General features: G+C 69.0%; 22 protein-coding genes and 2 pseudogenes. 16 read left to right on the top strand and 8 right to left on the bottom strand.

The genetic code is table 11. The features are described 5' to 3' along the window. Positions 1-26: 26 nt before the first annotated feature. The 3 genes from ACX28W_RS31655 to ACX28W_RS31645 all read right to left on the bottom strand — a co-directional run bounded on the left by ACX28W_RS31655 (position 27) and on the right by ACX28W_RS31645 (position 5439). A complete protein-coding gene (locus ACX28W_RS31655) occupies positions 27-1124 on the bottom strand; it encodes an enolase C-terminal domain-like protein (protein WP_459003290.1) in 1098 nt (365 codons plus the stop codon). A 64-nt stretch (positions 1125-1188) separates the two neighbouring features. Next, entirely contained in the window at positions 1189-4575 is a 3387-nt protein-coding gene (locus tag ACX28W_RS31650) for a discoidin domain-containing protein (RefSeq protein WP_459003288.1), read from the bottom strand. A gap of 15 nt (positions 4576-4590) precedes the next feature. Next, positions 4591-5439, bottom strand: a complete 849-nt coding sequence (locus ACX28W_RS31645; RefSeq protein ID WP_459003286.1) for a FadR/GntR family transcriptional regulator — start codon at positions 5437-5439, stop codon at positions 4591-4593. Positions 5440-5857: 418 nt separating this feature from the next. Between ACX28W_RS31645 and ACX28W_RS31640 the strand changes: the two genes are divergently transcribed. The 4 genes from ACX28W_RS31640 to ACX28W_RS31625 all read left to right on the top strand — a co-directional run bounded on the left by ACX28W_RS31640 (position 5858) and on the right by ACX28W_RS31625 (position 8898). After that, positions 5858-6610 carry an SDR family NAD(P)-dependent oxidoreductase gene (locus ACX28W_RS31640; protein WP_459003284.1) on the top strand — a complete coding sequence of 251 codons (753 nt, stop codon included), beginning with the start codon at positions 5858-5860 and terminating at the stop codon, positions 6608-6610. Continuing rightward, positions 6610-6939 carry an L-rhamnose mutarotase gene (locus ACX28W_RS31635; RefSeq protein WP_459003283.1) on the top strand — a complete coding sequence of 110 codons (330 nt, stop codon included), beginning with the start codon at positions 6610-6612 and terminating at the stop codon, positions 6937-6939. The genes ACX28W_RS31640 and ACX28W_RS31635 overlap by 1 nt, the downstream gene beginning before the upstream one ends. 142 nt (positions 6940-7081) lie before the next feature. Next, complete coding sequence (locus tag ACX28W_RS31630) at positions 7082-7915, top strand: amidohydrolase family protein (protein ID WP_459003348.1); 834 nt, start codon at positions 7082-7084, stop codon at positions 7913-7915. Continuing rightward, positions 7912-8898, top strand: a complete 987-nt coding sequence (locus ACX28W_RS31625; RefSeq protein ID WP_459003281.1) for an aldo/keto reductase — start codon at positions 7912-7914, stop codon at positions 8896-8898. The genes ACX28W_RS31630 and ACX28W_RS31625 overlap by 4 nt, the downstream gene beginning before the upstream one ends. Before the next feature lie 312 nt (positions 8899-9210). Here the strand turns inward: ACX28W_RS31625 and ACX28W_RS31620 are convergent, their stop codons facing one another. Further along, the gene (locus ACX28W_RS31620) at positions 9211-9489 is read right to left on the bottom strand and encodes a hypothetical protein (RefSeq protein ID WP_459003280.1); all 279 of its coding nucleotides are present in this window, start codon (positions 9487-9489) and stop codon (positions 9211-9213) included. Between the two features lie 140 nt (positions 9490-9629). Here ACX28W_RS31620 and ACX28W_RS31615 point away from each other — a divergent pair, with 140 nt between their 5' ends. Next, entirely contained in the window at positions 9630-9953 is a 324-nt protein-coding gene (locus ACX28W_RS31615) for a response regulator transcription factor (RefSeq protein ID WP_459003278.1), read from the top strand. A gap of 130 nt (positions 9954-10083) precedes the next feature. Here the strand turns inward: ACX28W_RS31615 and ACX28W_RS31610 are convergent, their stop codons facing one another. Further along, positions 10084-10803, bottom strand: a complete 720-nt coding sequence (locus ACX28W_RS31610) for a hypothetical protein (protein WP_459003277.1) — start codon at positions 10801-10803, stop codon at positions 10084-10086. A 205-nt stretch (positions 10804-11008) separates the two neighbouring features. Further along, a pseudogene (locus ACX28W_RS31605) lies at positions 11009-11623 on the bottom strand (SDR family NAD(P)-dependent oxidoreductase); the annotation flags it as partial. A 112-nt stretch (positions 11624-11735) separates the two neighbouring features. On the opposite strand from ACX28W_RS31605, the gene ACX28W_RS31600 reads away from it, so the two are divergent. The 5 genes from ACX28W_RS31600 (at position 11736) to ACX28W_RS31580 (ending at position 16024) form a co-directional block, all read left to right on the top strand. Beyond that, entirely contained in the window at positions 11736-11909 is a 174-nt protein-coding gene (locus ACX28W_RS31600) for a TetR family transcriptional regulator (RefSeq protein WP_459003275.1), read from the top strand. 15 nt (positions 11910-11924) lie between these two features. Further along, positions 11925-12272: a TetR/AcrR family transcriptional regulator gene (locus tag ACX28W_RS31595; protein WP_459003273.1), complete on the top strand. Its 348-nt coding sequence runs from the start codon at positions 11925-11927 to the stop codon at positions 12270-12272. 208 nt (positions 12273-12480) lie between these two features. Beyond that, the gene (locus ACX28W_RS31590) at positions 12481-13590 is read left to right on the top strand and encodes an alkene reductase (RefSeq protein WP_459003271.1); all 1110 of its coding nucleotides are present in this window, start codon (positions 12481-12483) and stop codon (positions 13588-13590) included. Positions 13591-13729: 139 nt separating this feature from the next. Next, complete coding sequence (locus ACX28W_RS31585; RefSeq protein ID WP_459003270.1) at positions 13730-14671, top strand: D-2-hydroxyacid dehydrogenase family protein; 942 nt, start codon at positions 13730-13732, stop codon at positions 14669-14671. A 639-nt stretch (positions 14672-15310) separates the two neighbouring features. Then, positions 15311-16024: an MBL fold metallo-hydrolase gene (locus ACX28W_RS31580; protein WP_459003346.1), complete on the top strand. Its 714-nt coding sequence runs from the start codon at positions 15311-15313 to the stop codon at positions 16022-16024. Between the two features lie 154 nt (positions 16025-16178). Here the strand turns inward: ACX28W_RS31580 and ACX28W_RS31575 are convergent, their stop codons facing one another. Beyond that, on the bottom strand, positions 16179-16433 hold the full coding sequence (locus tag ACX28W_RS31575) for a hypothetical protein (RefSeq protein ID WP_459003354.1): 255 nt from the start codon (positions 16431-16433) through the stop codon (positions 16179-16181). A 176-nt stretch (positions 16434-16609) separates the two neighbouring features. Beyond that, a pseudogene (locus ACX28W_RS31570) lies at positions 16610-16807 on the bottom strand (TfuA-like protein); the annotation flags it as partial. Between the two features lie 43 nt (positions 16808-16850). Between ACX28W_RS31570 and ACX28W_RS31565 the strand changes: the two are divergent. From ACX28W_RS31565 to ACX28W_RS31540, 6 genes are all read left to right on the top strand, one after another. Then, positions 16851-17684 carry a M55 family metallopeptidase gene (locus tag ACX28W_RS31565; protein WP_459003268.1) on the top strand — a complete coding sequence of 278 codons (834 nt, stop codon included), beginning with the start codon at positions 16851-16853 and terminating at the stop codon, positions 17682-17684. Further along, complete coding sequence (locus tag ACX28W_RS31560) at positions 17677-18981, top strand: M20/M25/M40 family metallo-hydrolase (protein ID WP_459003267.1); 1305 nt, start codon at positions 17677-17679, stop codon at positions 18979-18981. Before ACX28W_RS31565 ends, ACX28W_RS31560 begins: the two co-directional genes overlap by 8 nt. Positions 18982-18990: 9 nt before the next feature. Then, on the top strand, positions 18991-20958 hold the full coding sequence (locus tag ACX28W_RS31555) for a prolyl oligopeptidase family serine peptidase (RefSeq protein ID WP_459003265.1): 1968 nt from the start codon (positions 18991-18993) through the stop codon (positions 20956-20958). A gap of 103 nt (positions 20959-21061) precedes the next feature. Further along, positions 21062-21988, top strand: coding sequence for a S66 peptidase family protein (locus ACX28W_RS31550; protein WP_459003263.1), 927 nt, complete (start codon positions 21062-21064; stop codon positions 21986-21988). A gap of 41 nt (positions 21989-22029) precedes the next feature. Continuing rightward, entirely contained in the window at positions 22030-22581 is a 552-nt protein-coding gene (locus ACX28W_RS31545) for a GNAT family N-acetyltransferase (RefSeq protein WP_459003261.1), read from the top strand. An 88-nt stretch (positions 22582-22669) separates the two neighbouring features. Next, positions 22670-24643: a DUF5107 domain-containing protein gene (locus ACX28W_RS31540; RefSeq protein WP_459003260.1), complete on the top strand. Its 1974-nt coding sequence runs from the start codon at positions 22670-22672 to the stop codon at positions 24641-24643. Positions 24644-24885 lie beyond the last annotated feature (242 nt).

Here is a 24885-nt window from a genome sequence, read left to right as displayed (position 1 = left end):
GCCTTGCCTTTCTGTTCTTGCGCCGGTCAGCGCGGCTGCTCGACGAACGGCAGGAGCTCGTTGCCGTAGCCGAAATCGAGGGGAAGGGCTATGCCAGGCCCCGCGGGGGCGTGCACCAGGCCCTGGTCGTCCACGTGGCGCTCACGGACAACGTTCACCGAGGTCACCAGGGACTCGTAGTAGGTGGTGTTGGAGATGGCCATGCACAGGTGGTGGTTGGGAATGTCCGAACCGTGCACCTCGGCCCGCAGACGGTAGGCGTCGGCGAGATGCGCGGTGCGCATGGCGCCGGTGATACCGCCCCGGAGGGTGGTGCCGGCCCGGACACCGAAGGTGGCGGCACCGGCCCGGATGAAGTCCGCCGCGTTCATGTGCGCACCGTCGGAGGTCTCGGCCACCAGAAGCGGTACGTCCACGGTCTCGGCGAGCCTCTGATAGGCCGAGATGCTGAACTCGCGGATCGGCTCCTCGTACCAGAGGTAGTCGGCCTCGGAGAGCGCCCGCCCCAGCCGGATCGCGTCGGGCAGGTCGAAGCCCGCCGACCCGTCGTACATGAGAGGGACGCTCGGACCGACGTGCTCGCGCAGGGCCAGGCACAGTTCCGCGTCACGGCGGGCGTCGCCCCAGGCGTGCAGTTTGATACCGCGATACCCCAGGGCCAGGCACTGGTCCGCCACGTCGAGGAACTCCGCGATGCTGGAGAACGTCGAGGTGGAGGCGTAGGCGGGGATGGCTTCCCGGAAGCCGCCGAGCAGGCGCCAGACCGGCTGGCCGTGGTAGCGGCCGGCCAGGTCCCACAAGGCGATGTCGATGAGGCCCAGGGTGGGAAGCGGGAGTTCGTGGATACGGTCCAGCTCCCACACCCGGTGCCACAACCATTCCCGCTGGAACGGGTCGGCTCCGACCAGCTCCGCACGAAAGACCCGGTCCACCAGGTCCTGCAGGGTGGAGTAGGCACCAGGACGAGCGAATACCGCCACTCCCTCGGCTCCCTCGTCCGTCCCGATGTGCAGGACCGCGCCGTCGCCCACCGGAGCGCTTCCGCTCAGCCCGTCGCGCCAGCGGAAGGGCGGACTGGCTGCCGGAACATCGATCCGGTGTACTTCGACATGGGTGATCTTCATCCTGGCTTTCGTTTTCTGTAGGAAAGGTGTCGGCTCGGAAGCAGCGTGCTCGGAAGGAGAGTGCTCAGAAGCCGCCGTAGGCCTGGAGCCCGTAGATGCTGCCGCCGTTCCCGCTGGAATCGGTGACGGTCAGGCGCAGGAAGCGTGCCGTGACGGGCTTGTCGGCGAAGGAGTAGACGGCCGACGACGAGGTGGGGTCGGAGGTGTGGTCCTTGAACACGGACCAGGTCGTGCCGTCGGTGGAGTACTCCAGGCGGTACTTGTAGCCGCTTGACTTCTCGAAGGTGGTCACCACGCTGGAGACACCGGTGTCCTTGCCCAGGTCGACCTGGATCCAGGACGGGTCGGGCAGGCCCGCGCCCTGCGCCCAGCGGGTGGAGAGATCCCCGTCCACCGCTTTCTCAGGCGCGTAGTCGTTGGAGTACGACGACGAGGCGGTGACCGGCTTGTTCAGGGCCAGGTCGTGGTCGGCCGGCGTGGTGACGACAGCCGCTTTGCCGGGGTCGGAGGCGTTCAGCGCCTCGTCGCGTGCCACGACGGTGAAGGAGTACTCCGTGTCGGCGGTCAGGCCGGAAACCCGCAGTGTCGTGGCGTCGGTGACACCGATCCGCTTGCCGTCCTGGTAGACGACGTAGCTGGTCACGCCGGTGTCATCGGTGGCCGCGGACCAGCTGACATCCACCAGGCTGGGCAGCAGCGGCTTGACCGTGGGCTGTCCGGGTGCCGTAGGGGCCGTATGGTCCGTGACGGTCCTGGGAGTGCCGTAGACCTGGAAGTCATAGATGCTGCCGCCGTTCCAGCTGGATCCGGTGACGGTCAGTCGCACGAAACGGCCCGCGACCGGATCGTCCGTGTGGGCGTAGTCGGTCGCCGCCGTGGTGTTCGCGGCGGTGTGGTCCACAAGTGTCTTCCAGTGGACCTCGTCGGGTGACACCTCGATGCGGTACTTGTACCCGCTGGCCTTCTCGAAGGTCGTGATCGCGCCCTTCACGTCGTACGACGCACCGAGATCGACCTGGATCCAGGACGGATCGGGCAGGCCCAGGCCCTGAGCCCAGCGCGTGGACAGGTCTCCGTCCACCGCCTTTTGGGGGGTGTTGTCCTCTGAGTGCGAAGAGGCGGTGACCGGCTTCTTCAGTGCGAGGTCGGAGCCGGAAGGCATGGTGACCTTCAGCGCCTGGCTGGGCTCGGACTCGTTGCCGGCGGCGTCACGGGCGGTGATCTGGAAGGCGTACGTCTTCCCGGCGGTCAGGCCCGGAAGGCGCACCGAGGTCTTGCCGGTGGCGCTGATCAGCTTGCCGTCGCGGTAGACGGAGTAGCCGGTGACCGCGGTGTCGTCGGTGGATGCAGCCCAGGTGAGGTCTGCCACCGTCGGGAAATCGGTAACTGCGGTCGGAGTGCCGGGCCTGCTGGGCGCCTGGTGGTCCAAGACGTCGGGGCCCGGGTCGAGGTGGCGGTAACTCGGCTGGAGGCCTGCGTTGTTGACCACGGAAGCCGGCAGTTGGTCGCAGGAACCCACGGTGGTGTTGCCGCTGATGTTGCTGCCCGTGCTGTTGGCCTGGGCGGAGTAGGCAGGCTGGGTGGTGAAGTTGCCTGTGGCATCGATGTCCATGCCGTGGTTGAGGAACAGCCACTGGTATGCGACGTCGCACAGGGCGTTGCCGGTGTTCGTCCAGTACCGGCTGCCTTCGTCGTGGTAGATCGCGCCGTAGGCGGGCGACGGTATGCCGTGGATGTAGTTGCCGGACACCACGCCGCCGGGGTTGGTGCTGAGTGTGTAGATGGCACCGCCGTCGGCCTGCGACTTCATGATGTCGTAGATCTCGTTGTTCGTGACCTTGGTGTCGCGGCTGGTCGTGGGGGTGTCCCAGACCGGTACGCCCAGATTCCCCGGGTAGTTGCTGTTGCCGCCCTTGTCGGTGAGGCCCCAGCCCCAGCCGACGGAGATGCCGGTGTAGGGCAGGTCGTAGACCTTGTTGTGGGTGATCACGGTGTGGTCGGTGTAGCCGGCCAGGATGCCGATGGAGCCGTTGTACTGGTCGGCGACCTTGGTGACCACGTTGTTGTCGACCCTGGTGTCCTTGGTGATGTCCCGGGAGTCGTCGGGGTGAGCGTCGATCACCGCGACCCCGCCGATCTGGATGCCGGTGGCGGCGATCTGGCGGAAGACGTTGCCCGTGATGTCGGAGCCCTGGGTACCGGTGTTCAGGTTGAGCCCGACCGCACCGAGATGGGTGAAGGTGTTGCCCTCGAAGCCGATGTCGTGGCCGTAGCTGACATTGACGGCGCCGGGCGTCTTCTGCCACTTCAGGCGGGTCGCGTCGAAGTCGGGGTCGTTGCCGACCATCCGGAAGCCGGCCTGGCCCTCGATGAGGCCCTCGGAGGAGCTGGGCGCGAGCCAGGTGGAGTAGGAGAAGGTGATGCCTCGGAAGGACACGTTGCTGACCGGTGCGGTCCTGGTGCCGTTGATGTCCACCAGGTCCTGCACGAGCGGCACGGTGACGGTCGCGGTGGACAGGTTCTGGTCGGCTTTGGGCATGTAGTAGATCTCGCCCTCGCCCTTGTCCAGGTACCACTCACCGGGCGTGTCCAGCAGTTCGCGGGCGTTCTCCAGCCAGGTCGGGTTCTGGATCTCCTGGCCCTGCTGGAGATGGGCGTTGTTCCAGCAGGGCTGCTGCATCGTCATCTTGTTGTCGGCGATCGACTGCACGGGGCAGCGCATCAGCTTCCAGCCCCAGGAGCTGACGACCTCCAGGTCCGAGGGACGCTTGTAGGTGTTGAGGCCGGGGTCGGTGAAGGTGTAGCCGGTGGACGTCTTGCTGAAGCCGGAGGGGTTCTTGGTGCTGCGCGCCCGGGTCTCCAATTCGCCGTCCACATAGAGCTGGCGGGTGTCGATGTCGCCGACCTTGGCTTTGTAGACCCGTCCTGCTCCGTCGGCCGGAACCCAGCCGGTGATCCGCTCGCCTCCGCTGATCACCGGGTGTGCGCCGGGAGCGGCCTCGTAGACGATCTTGTGTCCGTCGCGGCCGGAGTCCCGGGCGGTCAGGGCGAACGTATGGCTGAGCCGGTAGGTACCGGACATGAGCTGGATATGGATGTCGCCTTTGGCGTTCTGCCTGACGTCGCGCACGTGGTCCCGCGCGTGCTCGAGCGTCCTGAAAGGGTGTGCGGCGCTACCTGAGCCCACGTCCCGGCCGGTTGGAGAGACATAGACATAGAGGTCCGGCGACGGGGGAGCCGCCTGGGCCGGCACGGCAGTCAGCAGGGCTGCCACTGCGGCCACCGAGACGGCGGCCGTGAAACTTCTTCGCAGCGGCGCGAAGACGCGCCTGCGCGCAGACGGATGAGACACACGTATCCAATCGTCTGAGGGGGGTGATACCTGGGAGTCCCGGTCGTCCACCGGAACTCCTAGGGCGTTGGGCGGCTCGGCCGCTGTGCTGCGGCACATGCGGGGTCGGCCGGTTTACGAGGCTGCTGCCTCCGCGGACGGCTGTGGAGCCCCGGTGCTGCCGCTCCTCGAAGGCCCCGGAAGTCCCTCAGCGGCCGCGTGAGCGCCGGGACTGAACAGCCGGTCGCGAATCTTCTTCTCGAACTGGCTCTGCGTGGTGGCGATGTGTTCCACCATCAGCCGCTCGGCGAGATCGGCCGCCCCCGCGGCGACCGCCTCCGCTATGGCCACATGCTGACGTGCGGCGACTTCCAGCGATCCGGGCACGTCACCGTGGAAGAGCAGCACGTCGGACTGGGATGCCAAGCGCCTCACACCGGCGACACTCGACCTCAGGAACACGTTGTGCGAGGCGGCGCCCACCGAGTCGTGGAAGGCCGCATCAGCCTTGGCGAAGGTGTCCACGTCGTTCATCGTGGCCGCTGCCAGGGAGCTCTCCGCGCTCTCCCGTATGGCCCGGACCTCGATCGGGGTGGCGAGGGAGGCGGCACGGCGTGCTGTCTCCGACTCGATCACCTTGCGGTAGTCCAGGAGCATGCGGACGTCTTCCATGCTGGTGGGCCGGAAGTGCGAGAGTTCGTCGTCCAGTAGCCCGCCGACCGAGGCGGCGACGAAGATACCGGCGCCTCGCCGCACATTGAGCCGGCCGATGGCGGCCAAGACCTTCACGGCCTCCCGGGTGACGTTGCGGGATGCTCCCAGGATCTGGGCCAGGCCCTGTTCGGTGGGGAGGCGGTCGCCGGGCCGCAGGTTCTCCTGGGCGATGTAGTTCAGCAGTTGTTCCGCAACCAGTTCATACCCCGGACGGTAGGGACGTGACGTCGCATCATCTGCCTTGCCAGGAACCTGTGTTGAGTCGCCCAAGACGAACCCCCTCTTGCACCACGGATTAATCTGATTCATTGGTGGCGGCCAATATGGCACTGCCGCTGCGCGTTGGGAAGAGATCAGACAGATCTCAGGCAGAAGCCCTGCGAAGCCCTGCGAAGCCCGCGTCAGAACCGAAGAAACTGCGCATGCCCGTCAGGGTGTTGCGCGGAATGGATCCCATCCTTAAGGTCCTGCCTGCCAGATGAAGCAGATCCTTCCTCATGCGGTACGCGATGCCGGGCGGCCCCTGCACGCGACGCCCAGTGGGACAAGGGCACCTCTGACCGGATGTTCGGGGTGCACGACTGATCCGGTACTTGGCTGACCGGTGAACGCTACCTGCACGAAGGAGACATCGTGGAAGTGGGAATCGGCGGCGGCCACCAGCGCCAGACATCCGGGCAGGCCTGACATGGGTACGTTCGACGGACTCAGTGCCCTGGTCACCGGCGGTGCCTCGGGCATCGGCCTGGCCAGCGCCCGGCTGCTCGCCGCGCAGGGAGCGCGCGTCGCCGTGCTCGATCGGTCCGAAGCGCAGCCTGAGGGCTTCGCCGTCCACGTCCGGGCCGACATCGGCGACGATCCCTCGGTCGTGACAGCCGTGGAGCAAGCCGTCTCAGCCCTCGGTGGGCTGGACGTCCTGGTCAACAATGCCGGGATCGGTGCGCAGGGCGGTATCGAGGACAACACCGACGACGAGTGGCACCGGGTTCTGGACATCAACGTCCTCGGGCTTGTGCGTGTCACCCGGGCCGCACTGCCGTCACTGCGCGCATCGGCCCACGCGGCGATCGTCAACATCAGCTCGATCGCTGCGGCAGCCGGCCTGCCGCAGCGGGCGCTGTACTCGGCCAGCAAGGGCGCGGTGCTCTCCCTGACCCGGGCGATGGCCGCCGACCTGCTGCCCGAGAGAATCCGGGTCAACGCCGTCAGTCCCGGCACCGCCGACACACCGTGGGTCAACCGGCTCCTCGACCGGGCGGATGACCCGGCGGCGGAGCACGCGGCGCTGGCCGCCCGGCAGCCGCACGGCCGTCTGGTCAGTGCTGACGAGGTCGCCGCAGCGGTCGCCTATCTGGCTTCGCCCGGCGCCGCATCCACCACGGGCACCGCCCTGGCCGTGGACGGCGGTATGGACGGGCTGCGGCTGCGGAAGGAGGGCTGATGAAAGTACAGCGCTTCGCTACCGTGATTCGGCTGCGTCCGGAGAAGGAGGCGGAGTACCGCGCACTCCACTCCGCCGTGTGGCCGGACGTCCTGGCAGCCCTCAGGCGTGCCAACATCGGTAACTACTCCATTTTCCTGCGGGACGGCCTGCTGTTCAGCTACCTCGAGTACACGGGCACCAACTACGCCGCTGACACCGCGGCGATCGCCGCCGACCCGATCTCGCGCGAGTGGTGGGCGCTGACGGACCCGTGCCAGCGGCCCCTGGACACCGCGGCCGAGGAACAGTGGTGGGCCCCCGCGGAGGAGATCTTCCACCTTGACTGAGAGCTCACGTACGCCGGAGCCGTCCGCGGGCCGCACCTCACGCGCCGGCCGCTGCGAGGAGGGCGCTCCCACGCCGCGCTCCTCGCAGCGGGTGCGTGCGCCGTTCCCTCGCCAGTCCTTCTCGACGCTCAAGGACCGAACCGTGCGTATCGATGCTCATCACCACCTGTGGGATCTGTCAGTTCGCGATCAGCCGTGGACCAGCGACGTGCCTGCGCTGCGCCGGACCTTCACCGCCGCTGAACTGAGGCCGGCGCTCGAGCGGAACGCGATCGACGCCACCGTCGTCGTACAGACCATCGCCGTGCCGGAGGAGACACCGGAACTGCTGGCTCTGACGTGTACGGACCCGCATGTGCGGGCGGTCGTGGGCTGGACCGACCTGACCGAACCCGGCATCGCCGACCGCCTCGCGGAACTGCGGGAGCAACCCGGAGGATCCGCGCTCGTCGGTATCCGGCACGGCATCCAGGACGAGACCGACCCGCAGTGGCCGGCGCGCCCCGAGGTCCGCCGCGGCATCACCTCGGTCGCGGCGGCGGGCCTCGTCTACGACCTTCTCGTCCGCCCCGACCAATTGCCCTCCGCGGTGCGGGCCGCGCGCGAGTTGCCCGACGTCCGGTTCGTGCTGGATCACGCCGGCAATCCTGTCGTGAGTCCGGACGGCCTCGTCTCCTGGACCGCGCTGCTGACCGATCTGGCCGAGTGCCCGAATGTGACGGTGAAGCTGTCCGGCCTGGTCACCCGGACCGGCCGAGCCCCCGCCGCGGCTCTGCGCCCCTACGCGGACGTACTGTTCGCGACGATGGGACCGGACCGCCTCATGTACGGTTCGGACTGGCCGGTCTGCCTGCTCGCCGCCGAGTACGACGAGGTTGTGGCCGTCGCCGAATCACTCACCGAGGAGCTCAGCGCCGACGAACGGGAAGCGGTCTTCGGGACAACGGCCGCGCGCTGGTATGGAATCCCCTCATGAAGGCCCGCACACTCGTTCGTACGAGCGTCCGTGTCAGCACGCTGGGATTCGGTGCCGCCCCTATCGGCAATCTCTACAGCCCGATCGACGACTGCCAGGCACAGGCCACCCTCGAGGTCGCCTGGGACGTGGGAGTGCGCTACTACGACACCGCCCCGCACTACGGCCTCGGACTGTCCGAACGGCGGCTCGGCGATGCCCTCGCTCACCGTCCACGGACGGAGTTCACCATCTCTACCAAGGTCGGCCGACTGCTGGAACCCCACCCGGCACCCACCGGATCCGACCTGACGGCAGGAGGCTTCGCCGTACCCGACACGCTGGTCCGCCGCTCCGACTACTCACGGGACGGTGTACTGCGAAGTCTGGAAGGCAGCCTGAATCGCCTGCGACTGGACCATGTGGACATCGTCTACGTCCATGATCCCGACGATCACCTGGACGCTGCCCTCGACCATGCCCTGCCCACGTTGATGGCTCTGCGCGACCAAGGTGTCATCGGTGCCGTCGGTGTCGGCACGAACGCGGTCGCCCCGCTGCTGCGCATCGTCGCAGAGGCGGAGGTCGACGCCGTGATGGTGGCCGGGCGGTGGACCCTTCTCGATCGCACCGCTCGCCCCTTGCTGGACGCGTGCGCCGAACGTGGGGTCGCGGTGGTGGCCGCCGCCCCGTTCAACTCCGGTCTGCTCAGCCGTCCTCACCCCGCGAGTGACGCCACCTTCGACTACGGCCCCGCCTCGGAATCGGCACTGCGTCGTGCTCGGCTCCTTGCCGGGGTGTCCGGTCGACACGGCACCGAACTCCCCCACGCCGCCCTGCGGTTTCCGCTGCGCGACCCCTGCGTGGCCTGCGTGGTCGCAGGTTTCCGCACCCCTGAGGAGGTCGTGTCCGCTGCCCGCTGGGCCGCCACCGATCTGACCGAGGAAGCATGGCTGGACCTCGACACGGCAGCCACACAGGCGGCAGAAGACCCGCCCTCGTAACAACGGCTGAAACAGCATGACCCGCACACATGTGACGCTGCGCAGGGAGATATCCCCTCCCTCCGTCGTCGGCGGTCGCCCGTTACGGTGAGGTGCCCGATGTGGCCGAGACAGGAGAAACGTATGAGCAGTCCCCCAGCCGCCGCTGTGCCGTTCGACCAGTTCCTTGCGTAACTGGACGTCGGCATGGCCGGCTCCCGCCCCGACAACGACTCGGCGACCAGCCCCGACCTGCCGTCCTGGCTCCGACAGTTGATCGCCGTGCTGTACGACGGCCAGGTTGCCGCCGCCGTGAATGGCTGGGCTGTGCGCCTACATGGCGAACTGGAACGCCTCGGTGGCCAGGTGCCCCTCGCTGTGGTGCACGACTGGCACGCTCACGGCGTCGTCCCCATCCTGGCCGAGGCGAACGCCCGGCACGGCGGGTCGGCGCCCGCGGGCGACCACGTCCGCGTCCTTGCCTCCGCGCTGGATCAGATACCGCACTCTTCCCAGTCGAAGATCCTTGTCCGCGTCGACGGCACGGGGCGCCACCACGGCCTGCTGGAACACCTGGAGGCGCCGAACACGAAGCGGCGCACGGTCCGTCACACGGTCAGTGGATCGTCCGGGTCTACGGGCGGAGGTCACCACCGCCGCCCCGTGGTGCGAGCAGTGGCAGGAACACGCCGACTTCGTCGCCTGCTGCGGCTCTGGAGCAGCTCGATCGGGCCTGGGACGACTACCACCGCATGGACGCCCGTGTCTACCGCGCAGAAGTCGAGCGCATCATGCGCCAGGCCGGCGCCCGCCGGGTGAAGTGGGCAGTGGCCCGCACTCGCCCGGACACCGGTTGGACCGCCCTGACGGAGGCCGAGCGGCGCGTGGCACTGCTGATCGCCGACGGGCACTCCAACCGCTCCGCCGCCGAACTCGGGGTATCCGTCAACACCGTCGGCACCCACCTGCGTGCCGTGTTCGCCAAGCTCGACGTCCAATCCCGCGTCCAGCTGGCCAACACGCTGCGCGGCACGGAACCAGCGCCCACGAGCGACCGACGCGGCTCAGCAGGGTGAGGCGGCTGCGTGACAGCCCGGACGCCCCGCGATACCGCGCATGACGCGCACCAGCGCCGCCGCTGCTCCTCAGCTGGCCTGGGGCTCTTTGCGACCTCGTGCTTCCTCGCGGGATGCCGGCGGCCTGTCGTCAGGTGACGGAGATGTCGGTCAGATCGATGGTGATGAGGATCGGTTCGGACGCAGCGTGCCCGTCTTCCTGAACGGGCACGACGAACCTGTGAGTCGGGAAGACCAATCCCGATGCGCGCACATGGTGTTCGCAGAAGTGCGCGGCTGGTGTGCCGCCGAGCACGTCGGGCGCGTAGTCATGGCGGCGCAGCAGGCCGGCCGCGTTGTAGTAGAAGACCTGTTCCGTGGAATGCGTGGCCAGGGCCTCGGGAAATCTGGCTCGCAGCCGTCGCCAGTCTTCGTCGGCCTCCCGCCAGGGCTCCAGCTCCTCCACCACGACACCGGGACGTGTCAGCAGGTAGGGGGCAGTGAGGTAGTTCCACAGGGCGTAGGCCGCGAAGTACAGCGCGTGGAGCTGGTCCCACGGGGTGTCTGGTCCATGGCCGGCGAAGGCATCGCGCGGAGCATTTCGCTCGGCGACGATCTCGCCGTCCTGCCGTTCGATCGCCACGCGATCGGGCGTGAACAGACCTCGCAGTCCGGGGCCGGTGAAGCCGTCGAACACCAGACGCTGCTGCTGTACGTCGATGGTCGCGTCGGTCGTGGCGAGGATTCCCTCCTGACCCCGAAGGCTCCACAGGAGCCCACCGATGGAACCTTCGGCGTGGATGGTCCGTGCGTCCTGCCATCGTTGGAGGCCGCCGTGGGCGTCGAGAACAAGATCGAGCAGAGCACTCATACGGTTTTCCTTCCCGAGACGTGCGACTCCGGGCGGGGACATGGACACGCCCGCCTCCGCGGCGCAGCCGACGCGGTTTCTACAGCCGGACTCCGGAGTCCGCGGCCCCCCGGTCCTCAGCCGTCGCGCTCTTCGCACCCGGCTGATGAGCACGACGGCTGCGGCTGCCGAATCAGAGATGTGGTGTGGTGTCTGACGACCGTGGTCACGCGCGCACTGTGGCGAGCGACAGTTCCCACAGGCGCTCGGCGGCGTCCGGGTCGAGCGCGTACGGGGCTACGCCGCCGGGGGAGGATCCCACGGCCGCGGGCGTCAGCTTCTCCGCCTCGTTGTTGTCCTCGAAGTAGCGACCGCCGATGCCCTCCAGCTGGGGAGAGGTCGCGACCAGCACGCTCGTCGCGGCGCCCTGGGCGATCGTCTTGAACCGGAACGGCGCGCCCTGGATCGAGCCCAGTTCCCCGGCCGCCTCGGCGGCGCGCAGCTGTGCGGCCTGGTCCGGATCCATGTAACGCGACAGGTTCGTGGACATGATCACGCCGGGGTGGACGGCGTTGGCGGTGATCCCGTCGGTGGCCCAGCGGTTCGTCGCTCCGACCGCGAAGAGAACGTTGGCGGTCTTGGACTGCCCGTAGGCGAGCCACGGGTCGTAGGCGCGGGAGGTGAAGTTGATGTCGTCGAACTCCACGGGCGAGGCGTGGTGGCCTCGGGAGCTCAGCGACACGATCCGCGCGTTGCCGGCCGCCGCGAGCGCGTCGTGCAGGCCGACGGCGAGCGCGAAGTGGCCGAGATGGTTGGACGCGAACTGCAGTTCCCAGCGTTGATTCGATGACGCGGAACACCTCGAAGCCCCCTAAGGCCAGGATCTGTGCGTTACGGGCAGCCTAGGCCCAGGAGACGGTTATTGCCAAACCCTGTGCATTACTGTGGTGTTTATGACTGCAGAATCGACCCCACGGCGCCGCACCGGCGGCCGCAGTGCCACCGTGCTCGCGTCCATCAGGAAAGCTGTTGAGGAACTGGTCGCCGAACGGGGCGGCGACGCCATCACCGTCCCGATGGTCGCGGAGCGCGCCGGAGTGAATCACTCCAGCATCTACCGGCGATGAGGCGACGCCAGGAGCATGATCAACGACTTGGCGACCTACCGGCTGGACCCTGAGCGCGGCCTTCCCGACACCGGGGACGTCCGGATCGACCTGGCCGCATGGGCGCGGGAGCTGATCAGTCACTACAGCGTCTCGGTGAACGCCGCCATCCTTCGTGGCGGGGCCGCCGCGGCGGGTGAGAGCGAGTCGGACTGCCTGCGCGACCGGCGGGCGGAGGCGGCCGCCTTCGCTGCCCGGTCCGGCGGCGCCTTCAGTGGTGACGATGTCATCGACCGGGTGGTGGCCCCGATCATCTACCGCGTCATTTTCCTGCCCTGGACCCAGTCCGAGATCGACGCGCAGGCGTACGTCGATGGACTCTGAGGCCGGAGCGGCTGAGCTCCCGCTCCCTCCCTTCGCCCCCGCTTGATGCACGGAAGTTTGCGTTAAGGCGGATGACTGCTAAGCTCACCCTAAGGCGCACATTTGTGCATTAGTGGATCTGTGCGTCAGGGGCGGCTCATGCCGCCCGGAAGTGACCCGGCACCCTTCCCTGGGCCTGCTGGGCTTCGCCCTTCTTCAGGAGACTCACATGACGAGTTCGACGCAGCCTCTGCTCCAGCCGTACCAGATGCGGGACCTCCCGCTGGCGAACCGCATGGTCATGGCCCCGTTGACGCGGGCCCGCGCACGCAACCGCGACCTGCTGCCCGGCGGCCTTCACGCCCAGTACTACGCTCAACGCGCATCGGCCGGCCTGATCATCTCGGAGGGCGTGTGGATCAGCCGTGACGCGATCGGCTGGCACGACGTTCCGGGGCTGTTCACCGACGAGCAGGTCGCTCACTGGAAGCAGGTGACGGACGCGGTTCATCGCGAGGGAGGCGTCATCTTCGCCCAGCTCTGGCACACCGGGTCCGCCTCGCACCCCGACTTCTTCGACGGCCGGCCGCCTCTCGCGCCCTCGGCGGTCAACCCGGGGCTGCTGGCGCCGACATCGACGGGCCGTAAGCCCACCGTGGAGCCCTTGGCGATGTCGGAGGACGGCATCCGGCAGACGGTCGCCGACTTCGCGACGGCTGCCCGCAACGCCGTGCGTGCCGGGTTCGACGGGGTCCAGCTCCAGGCGGGATTCAACTATCTGATCAGCCAGTTCCTGAACCCTCGCACCAATGCGCGCACGGACCGCTACGGCGGCTCGATCGAGAACCGGGCCCGCTTCCTCTTCGAGATCATCGAGGCCATCGGTGAGCACCTCGACCTGCGCCGTGTCGGTGTGAAGGCCGGACCGGCCTGGGCGGAGACGGGGGCATTCGTCTCCGGAAGCGAGGCCCTGGCCGACAACGAGTACGTTCTCGGGCAGCTCAACGACTACGACCTGTCGCACTTGCTGCTCATGGGGATGATGGCCGACCCCGCCGGGGGACCGCTGGAGGCCCTGGCCGGCGACGAGATGTTCCGGCACTTCCGCAAGGTCTACCAGGGCACTGTCATCGCGAACGTCGGATTCGACCAGCACCGGGGAAACGCGATTCTGGCCGACGACCTGGTGGACCTGGTCGCCTACGGACAGGCGTTCATCGCCAACCCGGACCTGCCCGCCCGGTTCGCCAACCGCGCGCCCCTCAACGAACCGAAGCCGGACTTCTTCTACGGCCCGGACGCCTCCGGCTACACCGACTACCCGCAACTGGAAAGGTGAACCTGCCAGTGGCCTGCCCCGCGGTTGAGACGGAAGCCGCTGGGAGGAAACTGGCGGGCCCACGGCGCAAACGGGCCGCCAGCACGATTCCGCCTGGTATCCATGAAAGCGTGCCGATCATGAGAGCCGGTGACCGAACATGAAGGTCGCAGTACTCGACGACTATCAGAACGTCGCCCTGAGCCTGGCGGACTGGGATTCCCTGCACGCTCAAGTAGACGTCTTCAACGAGCCGTTCAGCGACGAGGCGGAAGTCATCGCGGCGCTGGCCGACCACGACGTCATCGTGGCGATGCGCGAGCGGACGCCGTTTCCGAGTTCGACACTGGGCCGGCTGCCCAAACTCGCCCTCCTCGTCACCACGGGCCCCGGCAACGCCGCGATCGATGTCGATGCCGCCCGGCGACTGAACATCACCGTCAGCGGCACGAGGTACTTCCCCCACCCCACGGCCGAACTGACATGGGGACTGATCCTCTCAGCAGCCCGCCTGATCCCCCAGAACGTCGAGTCGGTACGTCGCGGCGGCTGGCAGGTGGGCCTGGGAACGAGCCTGCACAACGCCACTTTGGGAGTCCTGGGCCTGGGACGGCTGGGCACCCGTGTGGCAGAGATCGGCAAAGCCTTCGGCATGCAGACCATCGCCTGGAGCCAGAATCTCCGGCCGGAAGACGCTCAGACCAAGGGCGTGACCTACGTTCCACGCGACGAGTTGTTCGCCCGCTCAGACGTGCTGAGCATCCACGTCGCGCTCAGCCAGCGCACCCGCGGGCTCGTCGGCGAACGTGAACTGCGCCTGATGAAGCCCACCGCGATCCTGGTCAACACATCACGCGGGCCCGTGATCGACGAAGCCGCCCTCCTGGACGCGCTGAACGAGAAGAGGATCGCGGGCGCGGCACTGGACGTCTTCGATCGCGAACCGCTGCCTGCCGACCATCCTCTGCGCTCCCTTCACAACGCAGTGGTGACCCCGCACATCGGATACGTCAGCCGGGACCTGTACGAGGTGTTCTACCAGGACGCAGTCGAAGACATCGCAGCCTGGGCCACAGGCTCTCCGCTACGGACCCTGACCTGAACATAGGACTGGGTCTCGACCGTCCCATCATGGGACGGTCCACTCACCGGCGGTGGCACGCCAGGATTCAACACCGCAGCCGGGACGATCCTCCGTGGCGCGGGCCGTGAACAGCGCAACCCCGGATCCGTCCGCCAGCCTGTCCTCCCTCACCTCTATAGGTGAGGGAGGAGCACCCCGTTGCTGATCCATCCTGCTTCCGGACCAATCGAGGCGTGCCCCCTCGGCGCATTTCGGGTGACTGAGAAAGATACCTGCGCCGCAACGGGCAGCGTACGTAGCCCGAAGGCCTGTCACCGCCGCCTCCCGCCCTGCCACTCATCGCACAGATTGGACCGGCAATGGAGGACAGCGTGAAGTACCTGGAGGTCCAGACCTCGACGGTCGCAGGAACGAACGGAATCAGCTACGCATACCGGCGTCTCGGGCCCAGGGGCCGACGCCCGCTGGTCCTGCTGCAGCACATGAGCTCGACCGAACTCGCCTACGACGTGTTCATCAACGACCCGCCGCAGCAGGACAACGGCGCGCTTCCGAACGGAGAAGCGAGGCTGTTCCCGCCGCTGGCCAGCACCCTGATCTACGGCGCCGAGGACGCCGTGCTCGTCGACCCCGGCTTCACGACCGACCAGGCGCGCGCTGGGCGACTGGGTCGCCGGCAAGAACCGGAACCTGACGGACATCTTCATCACCCACGGCCACGGCGACCACGGGTTCAACACCAACGTGCTGGCGGAGAGGTTCGGCGCACGTGTCGTGGCGACCGAGGGAACGATCGGCCAGATGCACGCCAACGTCGCCGCGCGGCCGTTCGTCTGGGACAAGGTCTACCCCGGCATTCCGGCGTCCCCGGTGACCGCGGTGACAGTGCCGGACAACCGGTTCACCCTCGAAGGCAAAGACCTCGTCATCGTGGAGGCCGGGTACACCGACACCGACGCCTCCAGCGTCCTGCACGTCCCCGACCTCGGACTGGTCGTCGCCGGCGACGTTATCTACAACGGCGCCCACCTCTACCTCAGCGAGACCTCGCTCGCGGGCCTCGACGCCTGGCGGCAAGCGATCGACCGGGTCGCGTCGCTGGGCGCCCGCTCCATCGTGGCCGGCCACCAGAACTCCGACCTCGACGACGCAGCCGCACGCACCATCGCCGAGACGCGCGAGTACCTCGACGTCGCCGAAGAGCTGTTCGACGCCCAGAAGACCGCCGTCGACTACTTCAACGCGATGGTCGAACGCTACCCCGACCGGTTGGGACGCACGGTCCTGTGGGCGACAGCCCAGGCCGTGTACGGCATGCGCGAGAACCCCGCAGAAGACCCGGTCCAGTTCATCGCCGGCGGATGGCTCTAGTCTCCGCCGCAGGCGCAGTCACCATGCTGATGCCCGAGGGGGCGGTGCCCTCATCCCCCTGCAAGAGCTGCCACTGCGTCACGGCTTGCCCCCCGCTGTCAACCGCCGAGTCGAGATCGCACCTTCGCAGTGCACCGTCGTCTGGCCAAGCACTTCATTCTGAAACGAGCGGGTTGGAAGCGCAACGGGCCGTGTTGGCAGCCAAGTTCGGGGCGATCTTGCCGCACCTCGACGAGAGGCAGCGTCGTCTGCTGATAGGGGCGGAGGCCCAGTCGTACTGGGCAGTCAGCCAGGAGATCGCCAGCGTCTTGAACTCGGCCGCCTCCGCCAGCTTCTGGTCGTGGGCGGCGACGCGTTTCTTGAGTTCGGTGTTCTCCCGCTTGAGGCGTTCGAGCTGGGCGGCCCGCATCGGCCGGTGCCAGTGATGAGCTGGAGCGTTTGCGGCGGGAGAACGCCCAGCTCAAGCGGGACAACAAGGAACTGGCCATGGGGCGTGATGTCCTCAAACGCTGCATGGTCCTGTGGGTGAAGTAGCTGTAGCGGACCCGGCACAAGTGGTCGGGGTGATCGGCGATAGACCGCGCGCAGCGCCGTCAGTAGATGGGCGGCCCGCTCGCCGGCGAGCACCGCGGCCGACCGGGCCAGCTGAAGGACGTGCCGGAGGTTGACCGGCCAGGTCAGTGGGTCCCACTCTCCGTCCGGGGCCTGTCCGACCGCCACCTCGTCGTCGCCGTCGATCTCCCCCGAGGCGTAGGCACTGGTGTGTACCTCTGTCGGGCACATGCCTCCTGGCCTGGGCATTGAGTGCCGAGTAGCGTGGGGCAGTATGAAGATCCTCATCAGTGCTGACATGGAGGGCGCCACGGGTGTGACCTGGCCGGCCGACGTGCTGCCGGGTACGCCGCAGTGGGAGCGTTGCCGTTCGATGTTCACCTCGGACGTCAACGCTGCCGTGCTCGGCTTCTTCGACGGTGGCGCCGACGATGTACTGATCAACGACGCGCACTGGTCCATGCGGAATCTGCTGCTCGAACAGTTGGACGACAGGGCGGAGATGCTGACCGGGCGGCACAAGTCGCTGTCCCTGGTGGAAGGCGTGCAGCACGGCGATGTGGACGGGATCGCGTTCGTCGGCTATCACACGGGCGCCGGCATGGAGGGCGTCCTCGCGCACACCTACCTCGCCAACTCCATCACCGGCGTGTGGGTGAACGACGTACGGGCGAGCGAGGGCCTGCTGAACGCGCATGTGGTCGCCGAGTACGGGGTACCGGTGATCCTGGTCACCGGCGACGACCTGGCCTGTGAGGACGCGCTCGGGTACGCGCCGGAGGCACTGAAGGTCGCCGTGAAGGACCATGTGTCGCGGTACGCGGCGGTGTGCCGTACGCCCGCGAGGACCGCCGCCGACATCCGCGCCGCAGCCAAGGAGGCGACGCCCCTGGCGGTGCGCCACGCACCGGTCGAGGGCGGGCCGTTCACCGTGGCACTGGAGTTCGATGCCGAGCACCTGTCGATGGCGGCCACCGTCGTGCCGGGCGTGCGGCGTGTCGGGGAGCGGAAAGTGGCGTACACCAGCGACACCATGTACGAGGGGATCCGTACCTTCAAGGCGGTCACCACGATCGTCTCGGCCGCGGTGGAGGAGCAGTATGGCTGACCAGCAGGCACTGGACGAGGTCGTCAGATTCACGTCCGAGCTCATCCGCATCGACACCACCAACCGGGGCGGCGGGGACTGCCAGGAGCGCCCGGCCGCCGAGTACGCCGCCGCGCGGCTCGCCGAGGCGGGGCTCGACCCCATGCTGCTGGAGCGCACCCGGGGCCGTACGAACGTCGTCGCCCGCATCGAAGGCACCGACCCGTCCGCCGATGCGCTGCTCGTCCACGGTCACCTCGACGTGGTGCCCGCGCAGGCCGAGGACTGGAGTGTGCACCCGTTCTCCGGGGAGATCCGCGACGGGGTCGTCTGGGGGCGTGGCGCGGTCGACATGAAGAACATGGACGCGATGATTCTCGCGGTCGTCCGCGCCTGGGCGCGCGCGGGCGTACGGCCCCGGCGCGACCTCGTGATCGCCTTCACCGCGGACGAGGAGGCGAGTGCGGAGGACGGCTCCGGCTTCCTCGCCGACCATCATCCGGAGCTCTTCGAGGGCTGCACCGAGGGCGTCAGCGAGTCCGGGGCGTTCACCTTCCACGACGGCGGCGGCCGGGAGCTGTACCCGATCGCGGCGGGGGAGCGCGGCACGGGCTGGCTCAAGCTCACCGCACGCGGGCGGGCGGGGCACGGCTCCAAGGTGAACCACGCCAACGCGGTGGTCCGTCTCGCCGGCGCGATCGCGCGGATCGGGGCGTACGAGTGGCCGCTCAGGCTCACCCCGACCGTGCGCGCGGCCCTCACCGAACTCGCCGCCCTGTACGGCATCGACAGTGACCTCGACGACGTGGACGGCCTCCTGGAGAAGCTCGGCCCCGCTGCCGCCCTCGTCGAGGCGACCGTGCGCAACAGCGCCAACCCGACCATGCTGAACGCCGGTTACAAGGTCAACGTGATCCCGGGGGAGGCCGTGGCGTACGTGGACGGCCGCTGTCTTCCGGGCGGCGAGGACGAGTTCCGCGATACTCTCGATCAACTCACCGGACCGGACGTGGAGTGGGAGTTCCACCATCGCGAGGTGGCCCTCCAGGCGCCGCTGGACTCGGTGACGTACGCCCGCATGCGGGCAGCCGTCGAGGAGTTCGCCCCCGAGGGGCATGTGGTGCCGTACTGCATGTCGGGCGGCACGGACGCCAAACAGTTCTCGCGCCTCGGCATCACCGGCTACGGCTTCGCGCCGCTGAAACTGCCCGAGGGCTTCGACTATCAGGCCCTCTTCCACGGCGTCGACGAACGCGTACCCGTCGAGGCGCTGCACTTCGGTGTCCGCGTCCTCGACCGCTTTCTGCGCACGGCCTAGGGGGACCGGATGCGGACTGTGGCGTACGGATCGTGGCCCTCGCCCATCGACGCGGCACTTGCCGCCGCGCACGACGGGTTCCCCGAATTCGTGGGCTTCGTCGGCGAGGAGGCCTGGTGGACCGAACCCCGCCCGACGGAGGGCGGCCGGCGCACGCTGGTCAGGCGCAGGACCGACGGCACGGAGGAGTCGGTGCTGCCCGCGCCGTGGAACGTCCGCAGCCGGGTCATCGAGTACGGCGGCCGGGCCTGGGCCGGGCAGATGCGCCCCGAGGGGCCGTTCGTGGTGTTCGTCAACTTCGCCGACCAGCGGCTGTACGGGTACGAAGTCGGCGGCGAGCCACGCCCGTTGACGCCGGTCTCACCCGTGGGCGGCGGACTGCGCTGGGTGGACCCGCAGTTGCGTCCCGAGCTGGGTGAAGTGTGGTGCGTACTCGAGGAGTTCACCGGGCAGGGACCCACCGAGGTACGACGGGTCGTCGCGGCGGTGCCGCTCGACGGCTCGGCGGCGCAGGACGAGGACGCCGTACGTGAACTCACCGACGGACGCCACCGGTTCGTCACCGGCCCCCGGCTTTCACCGGACGGTTCCCAAGCGGCCTGGCTCGCCTGGGATCATCCGCGGATGCCGTGGGACGGTACGGAACTGATCCTGGCGGACGTGACCGAGTACGGCACACTGCACGCGGCGCGGCCCGTCGCGGGTGGCCCCGAGGAGTCGATCGCCCAGGCGGACTGGGCCGCCGACGGCACCCTGCTGTACGCCAGTGACCGCACCGGCTGGTGGAATCTGTACCGGCTCGGCGAGGAGAGCGCCCTGTGTCCGCGCGAGGAGGAGTTCGGCGGGCCGCTGTGGAAGATCGGGCAGCGCTGGTTCGCTCCGCTGGAGAACGGGCTCGTCGCCGTCGTGCACGGGCGGGGTGCCACGGCGCTCGGGATACTGGACCCGGAGACCGGCGAAGTCGTCGACGCGGCCGGCCCCTGGACCGAGTTCGCCCCGACGCTCGCCGTCCACGGCAGCCGGGTCGTCGGCGTCGCGGCCAGCCCCCGCAGCGCGTACGAGGTCGTCGAACTGGACACCCGCACCGGGCACGCCCGGGTGATCGGCGCCGCCCACGACGACCCGGTCGACCCCGCGTACTACCCGGAACCGCAGATCCGCACCTTCACCGGCCCCGCCGGACGCGAGATCCACGCGCACATCTACCCTCCGCACCACCCCGGCCATGTCGCCCCCGGCGACGAGCTGCCGCCGTACGTCGTCCGGGCGCACGGCGGACCCACCGGACGGGCGCCCCTCGTCCTCGACCTGGAGATCGCCTACTTCACCTCGCGCGGCATCGGCGTCGCCGAGGTCGACTACGGAGGGTCGGCGGGGTACGGGCGGGAGTACCGCAACCGGCTGCGCGAGCAGTGGGGCGTCGTCGATGTCGAGGACTGCGCGGCCGTCGCGCTCGCCCTGGCCAAGGAGGGCACCGCCGACCGGCGGCGGCTCGCCGTTCGCGGGGGCAGCGCGGGCGGCTGGACGGCGGCGGCTTCCCTGACGGCCACCGATGTCTACGCCTGCGGCACCATCCTCTATCCGATCCTCGACCTCGCCGGCTGGGGCTCGGGGGAGACCCACGACTTCGAGTCGCAGTACCTGGAGACGCTCATCGGGCCGCTCGCCGAGGTGCCGGGCCGGTACGCGGAGCGGTCGCCCGCCGAGCACGCCGACCGCATCACCGCGCCCTTTCTGCTGCTCCAGGGCCTCGACGACGTCATCTGTCCGCCGGTGCAGTGCGAACGGTTCCTGGCCAGGCTGGCGGGGTCGGCCGGCCGGCGGGTGCCGCATGCCTACATCGCCTTCGAGGGCGAGGGGCATGGGTTCCGGCGGGCCGACACGATGGTGCGGGTCCTGGAGTCCGAACTCGCGCTGTACGCACAGGTCTTCGGAGTGAACCCGCCCGGTGTTCCGAACCTGGAGCTGCTCAAGTGAAGCCCGCCTCGCCGACTGTGGAGTCCGCCGCTGTGAAGCCCGTCGTACCACCTGTGGAGTCCGCTCCTGTGAAGCCCGTCGTACCACCTGTGGAGTCCGCTCAGTGAAGCCCTTGACCCGTCCCGCCCGTCTCGCCCCCGGGGCACGCGTCGCAGTCGTCGCGCCCAGCGGTCCCGTACCCGAGGAGCGGCTGGAGGCGGGCCTCGACATTCTGCGCGGCTGGGACCTCGAGCCCGTCGTGGCCCCCCATGTCCTGGACCGGCACCCCGAGTTCAACTACCTCGCGGGCACCGACGCCGACCGGGCCGCCGACTTCCAGGCCGCGTGGTGCGACCCGGACGTGGCCGCCGTGCTCTGCGCCCGCGGCGGATACGGCGCCCAGCGCATGGTCGACCTCCTCGACTGGGACGCCATACGCGCCGCGGGGCCCAAGGTGTTCCTCGGCTTCAGCGACATCACGGCGCTGCACGAGGCGTTCGCGAACCGGGCGGGTCTGGTGACCCTGCACGGTCCGATGGTGGCTGCCCTCGACTTCCTCAAGAACGCGCGGGCGCAGGAGCAGCTACGGGCGACGCTCTTCGAGCCGGAGACGGTCCGCGTCCTCGCGTCGGGGTCGGGCACCCCTCTGGTCCCGGGCCGGGCGCGGGGAGTCACCCTCGGCGGCTGTGTGAGCCTGCTGGCCGCCGACCTCGGCACCCCGCACGCGCGTACCTCCGCCCGCGGCGGGTTGCTCCTGATCGAGGACATCGGCGAGGAGGCCTACCGGCTGGACCGGATCCTCACCCAGCTGCTGCGCGCCGGATGGCTCGACGCGGTCGCCGGGATCGCGCTCGGTTCGTGGGTGGACTGCGGCCCGTACGAGAAGCTCCGCACGGTGTTCGCCGACCGCCTGGTCGGGCTCGGAGTACCCGTCGTCGAGAACTTCGGGTTCGGGCACTGTGAGGGGGCACTCACCATTCCGTTCGGAGTCGAGGCCGAACTCGACGCGGACGCGGGGACGTTGACCCTGGATGAGCCGGCGCTCGCGTAATGGCCACGAGCGGGCCACGCCTGTTCGCGTACTGTGTCGGGATGCCTGAGAACGCCTCCGAGTATCTCGCCGTGGGCCCCCGCGTGGGCATTCGGCGCTTCACGTACGAGGACGGTGCCGAGTTCACCGCCCGGGCCCGGGAGAGCAAGGCGCTGCACCAGCCCTGGCTCTTCCCGCCCGGCAGCCCGGATGCCTATGCCGTGTACGCGCGCAGGCTCATCGAGGACCCGACGAAGGCCGGGTTCCTGGTCTGCGAACGGGATGGTGGAGCCATCGCGGGCTTCATCAACATCAACAACATCGTCGAGGGCGGCTTCCTGTGCGGGGCGCTGGGGTACGGCGCCTTCGCGCACGCCGCGGGGCAGGGGCTCATGGGCGAAGGGCTCGGGCTGGTCGTCCAGTACGCCTTCGGGACGATGGGTCTGCACCGGCTCGAAATCAATGTCCAGCCGGGGAACGCCGCCTCCATCGCGCTCGCCCGACGGTGCGGTTTCCGGCGGGAGGGGTTCTCCCCGGACTTCATCTACATGGACGGGGCCTGGCGGGACCACGAGCGGTGGGCGATCACCGCGGAGATGACCCGCTCCCGCTGACCGTCCCGACGGCACGTATCCCTTTGCGGAGTCCTGACCGGATCCTGACGGTCTCAGGCCCTGGCCAGCTTCTCGATGACGCTGTTCCATGGTCGTCGTGACGACCATCCGACGTGACGTACTGACGCTGCCGGTAGCGGAGTTGGGCCCGAACAACCCGTTGCCACCGCTGCGCACGCTCGACGAGACGCACCGCATCGACGACCGGGAACGGGACGGCCTGCCGCGGGACATGGCCCGGCAGATCGGCTACGAGCCGCTGCACAGCGTCCTGCCGGAGCGCATCCGCGACGGGTACGACAGACAGCGGACACCGCGCGGACTCGACACGATCGTGATCGAGAACGACCGCCTGCGGGCCATCGTGCTCCCCGGCTTCGGGGGCCGTGTCGTCTCACTGTTCCACAAGCCGTCCGCACGTGAACTCCTCTACCGCAACCCGGTGTTGCAGCCTGCCTCCTTCGCTCTCAACGGAGCCTGGTTCTCCGGCGGCATCGAGTGGAACATCGGCGCGACCGGGCACACGACCCTGTCCTGCTCGCCCGTCCACGCCGCCCGCGTCCCCGCCCCCGACGGTGGCGAGATGCTGCGCCTGTGGGAGTGGGAACGCCTGCGCGACCTGCCCTTCCAGGTCGACCTGTGGCTGCCGGACGGCTCCGACTTCCTGTACGTCGGCGCCCGTGTCCGCAATCCCCACGAGAAGCCCGCGCCCGTGTACTGGTGGTCCAACATCGCGGTCCCCGAGGAGCGCCGGGTGCTGGCTCCGGCGGAGGAGGCCTGGTACTTCGGCTACGCGCGTCGGCTGCGGCTCGTACCGGTGCCCGAGTACGACGGCGCCGACCGAACGTACCCGCTGAGCAGCACCTTCCCCGCCGACTACTTCTACGAGGTGCCCGACGGGCAGCGCCGCTGGATCGCCGCGCTCGACGACGCGGGCGACGGGCTCGTCCAGACGTCCACCGACGCGCTGCGCGGTCGCAAGCTGTTCGTCTGGGGCGCCGGTGCGGGAGGACGGCGTTGGCAGGAGTGGCTCACCGAGCCCGGCACCGACGGCTACTGCGAGATCCAGGCCGGGCTCGCCCGCACCCAACTGGAGCATGTGCGGCTCGACGCGGAGAGCGAGGTGTCGTGGCTGGAGGCGTACGGGCCGCTGGCGGCGAGCGCGTCGGCGGTGAACGGGGCGGACTGGGGCGCGGCCCGGGCCGAGGTGGAGGACCGGCTGCGCGCCGTCCTGCCTCGCGGTGACGTCGACGCCGCGTACGAGGCCTGGCTGCCGCACGCCGACGCCGAACCCGGCGAGGTGCTGGCCGTCGGTTCCGGCTGGGGTGCGCTCGAAGTGCTGCGCGGCTCCTACAAGGTGCCGGGTACGCCGTTCGACGAGTCCACGCTCGGTGAGGCGCAGGCGCCGTGGGCGGAGTTGCTGATGTCCGGTGCCTTTCCCGAGCCGCGGCGTGCCGCGCCGCCTGGTGAGACCCTGGTCGCCCCGCACTGGCGGGACATGCTGGAGACGGCGCCTGCGCAGCCGCTCACCGAGTACCACCTCGGCGTGGCCCAGTGGCACGCCGGTGATCTGGCGCAGGCGGTGCGCAGCTGGGAGCGCGCGCTGGAACTCGCCCCGTCGCTCTGGCCGTTGCTGCGCTGTCTGGCCGTCGCGGATCAGCAGGCCGGCAACCGGGAACGGGCCGCCGATCGATACGCCGAGGCCTTCGACGATCTGTGTCAGGAGCGGCGTGATGACGGTGAGGCCTGGACCGCGGCTACGGCCGCGCTCGGCCGGGAGGCCGTCGGTGCGCTGCTCGCGGTGCGGCGTACGGCGGATGCGCGGGGGGTCTGGGAGCGGTTGCGGCCCGCTACGCGTTCACACGGTCGATTCCGCCTGATCGAGGCGGAGTTGCTCCTTGCGGAGGGGGACCGGGAAGGCGCGCGGGCCGTCTTCGACGCGGGGTTCGAGGTGGCCGATCTCCGGGAGGGGGCAGAGGGGATCGGTGAGTTGTGGGCTCGGCTGACCGACGAGCCGTTGCCGGAGCGGTACGACTTCCGGATGCGGCCGTCGGCCGAGTGAGGGGGCGGACAAGCCTGTGCTGAGCCGCCCCTGATGAGGACGGGGGACTAGGACCTGTCCGGTCGATCACGGTGGAGGAAAGCAGCGGTGCCTGTCCGATGCCGGTGAGCGGGGTGTGGTGCGTGCAGCTGCAAGGCGGAGGAGGGCGGCGACGCGATGGGGGTCCCCCCTGTTCGAGCGAAGCCGAGAACTTGGGGGAGTCGGCAACCGACGACAACGCCGCAGATGTGCGCCCGCCGCGG

This window comes from Streptomyces sp. SD15 (assembly GCF_054462255.1).
This window is presented reverse-complemented; position numbering and strand designations above follow the sequence as displayed.

Excerpts from the sequence above, each read along its gene's own strand:
- ACX28W_RS31590 (WP_459003271.1), top strand. The coding sequence starts at position 12,481 with ATGACGAGTTCGACGCAGCCTCTGCTCCAGCCGTACCAGATGCGGGAC.
- ACX28W_RS31615 (WP_459003278.1), top strand. The coding sequence starts at position 9,630 with ATGGACGCCCGTGTCTACCGCGCAGAAGTCGAGCGCATCATGCGCCAG.
- ACX28W_RS31575 (WP_459003354.1), bottom strand. The coding sequence starts at position 16,433 with ATGCGGGCCGCCCAGCTCGAACGCCTCAAGCGGGAGAACACCGAACTC.
- ACX28W_RS31625 (WP_459003281.1), top strand. The coding sequence starts at position 7,912 with ATGAAGGCCCGCACACTCGTTCGTACGAGCGTCCGTGTCAGCACGCTG.
- ACX28W_RS31555 (WP_459003265.1), top strand. The coding sequence starts at position 18,991 with ATGCGGACTGTGGCGTACGGATCGTGGCCCTCGCCCATCGACGCGGCA.
- ACX28W_RS31585 (WP_459003270.1), top strand. The coding sequence starts at position 13,730 with ATGAAGGTCGCAGTACTCGACGACTATCAGAACGTCGCCCTGAGCCTG.
- ACX28W_RS31565 (WP_459003268.1), top strand. The coding sequence starts at position 16,851 with ATGAAGATCCTCATCAGTGCTGACATGGAGGGCGCCACGGGTGTGACC.
- ACX28W_RS31655 (WP_459003290.1), bottom strand. The coding sequence starts at position 1,124 with ATGAAGATCACCCATGTCGAAGTACACCGGATCGATGTTCCGGCAGCC.
- ACX28W_RS31610 (WP_459003277.1), bottom strand. The coding sequence starts at position 10,803 with ATGAGTGCTCTGCTCGATCTTGTTCTCGACGCCCACGGCGGCCTCCAA.
- ACX28W_RS31640 (WP_459003284.1), top strand. The coding sequence starts at position 5,858 with ATGGGTACGTTCGACGGACTCAGTGCCCTGGTCACCGGCGGTGCCTCG.
- ACX28W_RS31560 (WP_459003267.1), top strand. The coding sequence starts at position 17,677 with ATGGCTGACCAGCAGGCACTGGACGAGGTCGTCAGATTCACGTCCGAG.
- ACX28W_RS31650 (WP_459003288.1), bottom strand. The coding sequence starts at position 4,575 with ATGTGCCGCAGCACAGCGGCCGAGCCGCCCAACGCCCTAGGAGTTCCG.
- ACX28W_RS31600 (WP_459003275.1), top strand. The coding sequence starts at position 11,736 with ATGACTGCAGAATCGACCCCACGGCGCCGCACCGGCGGCCGCAGTGCC.
- ACX28W_RS31595 (WP_459003273.1), top strand. The coding sequence starts at position 11,925 with ATGATCAACGACTTGGCGACCTACCGGCTGGACCCTGAGCGCGGCCTT.
- ACX28W_RS31545 (WP_459003261.1), top strand. The coding sequence starts at position 22,030 with ATGCCTGAGAACGCCTCCGAGTATCTCGCCGTGGGCCCCCGCGTGGGC.
- ACX28W_RS31635 (WP_459003283.1), top strand. The coding sequence starts at position 6,610 with ATGAAAGTACAGCGCTTCGCTACCGTGATTCGGCTGCGTCCGGAGAAG.
- ACX28W_RS31540 (WP_459003260.1), top strand. The coding sequence starts at position 22,670 with ATGGTCGTCGTGACGACCATCCGACGTGACGTACTGACGCTGCCGGTA.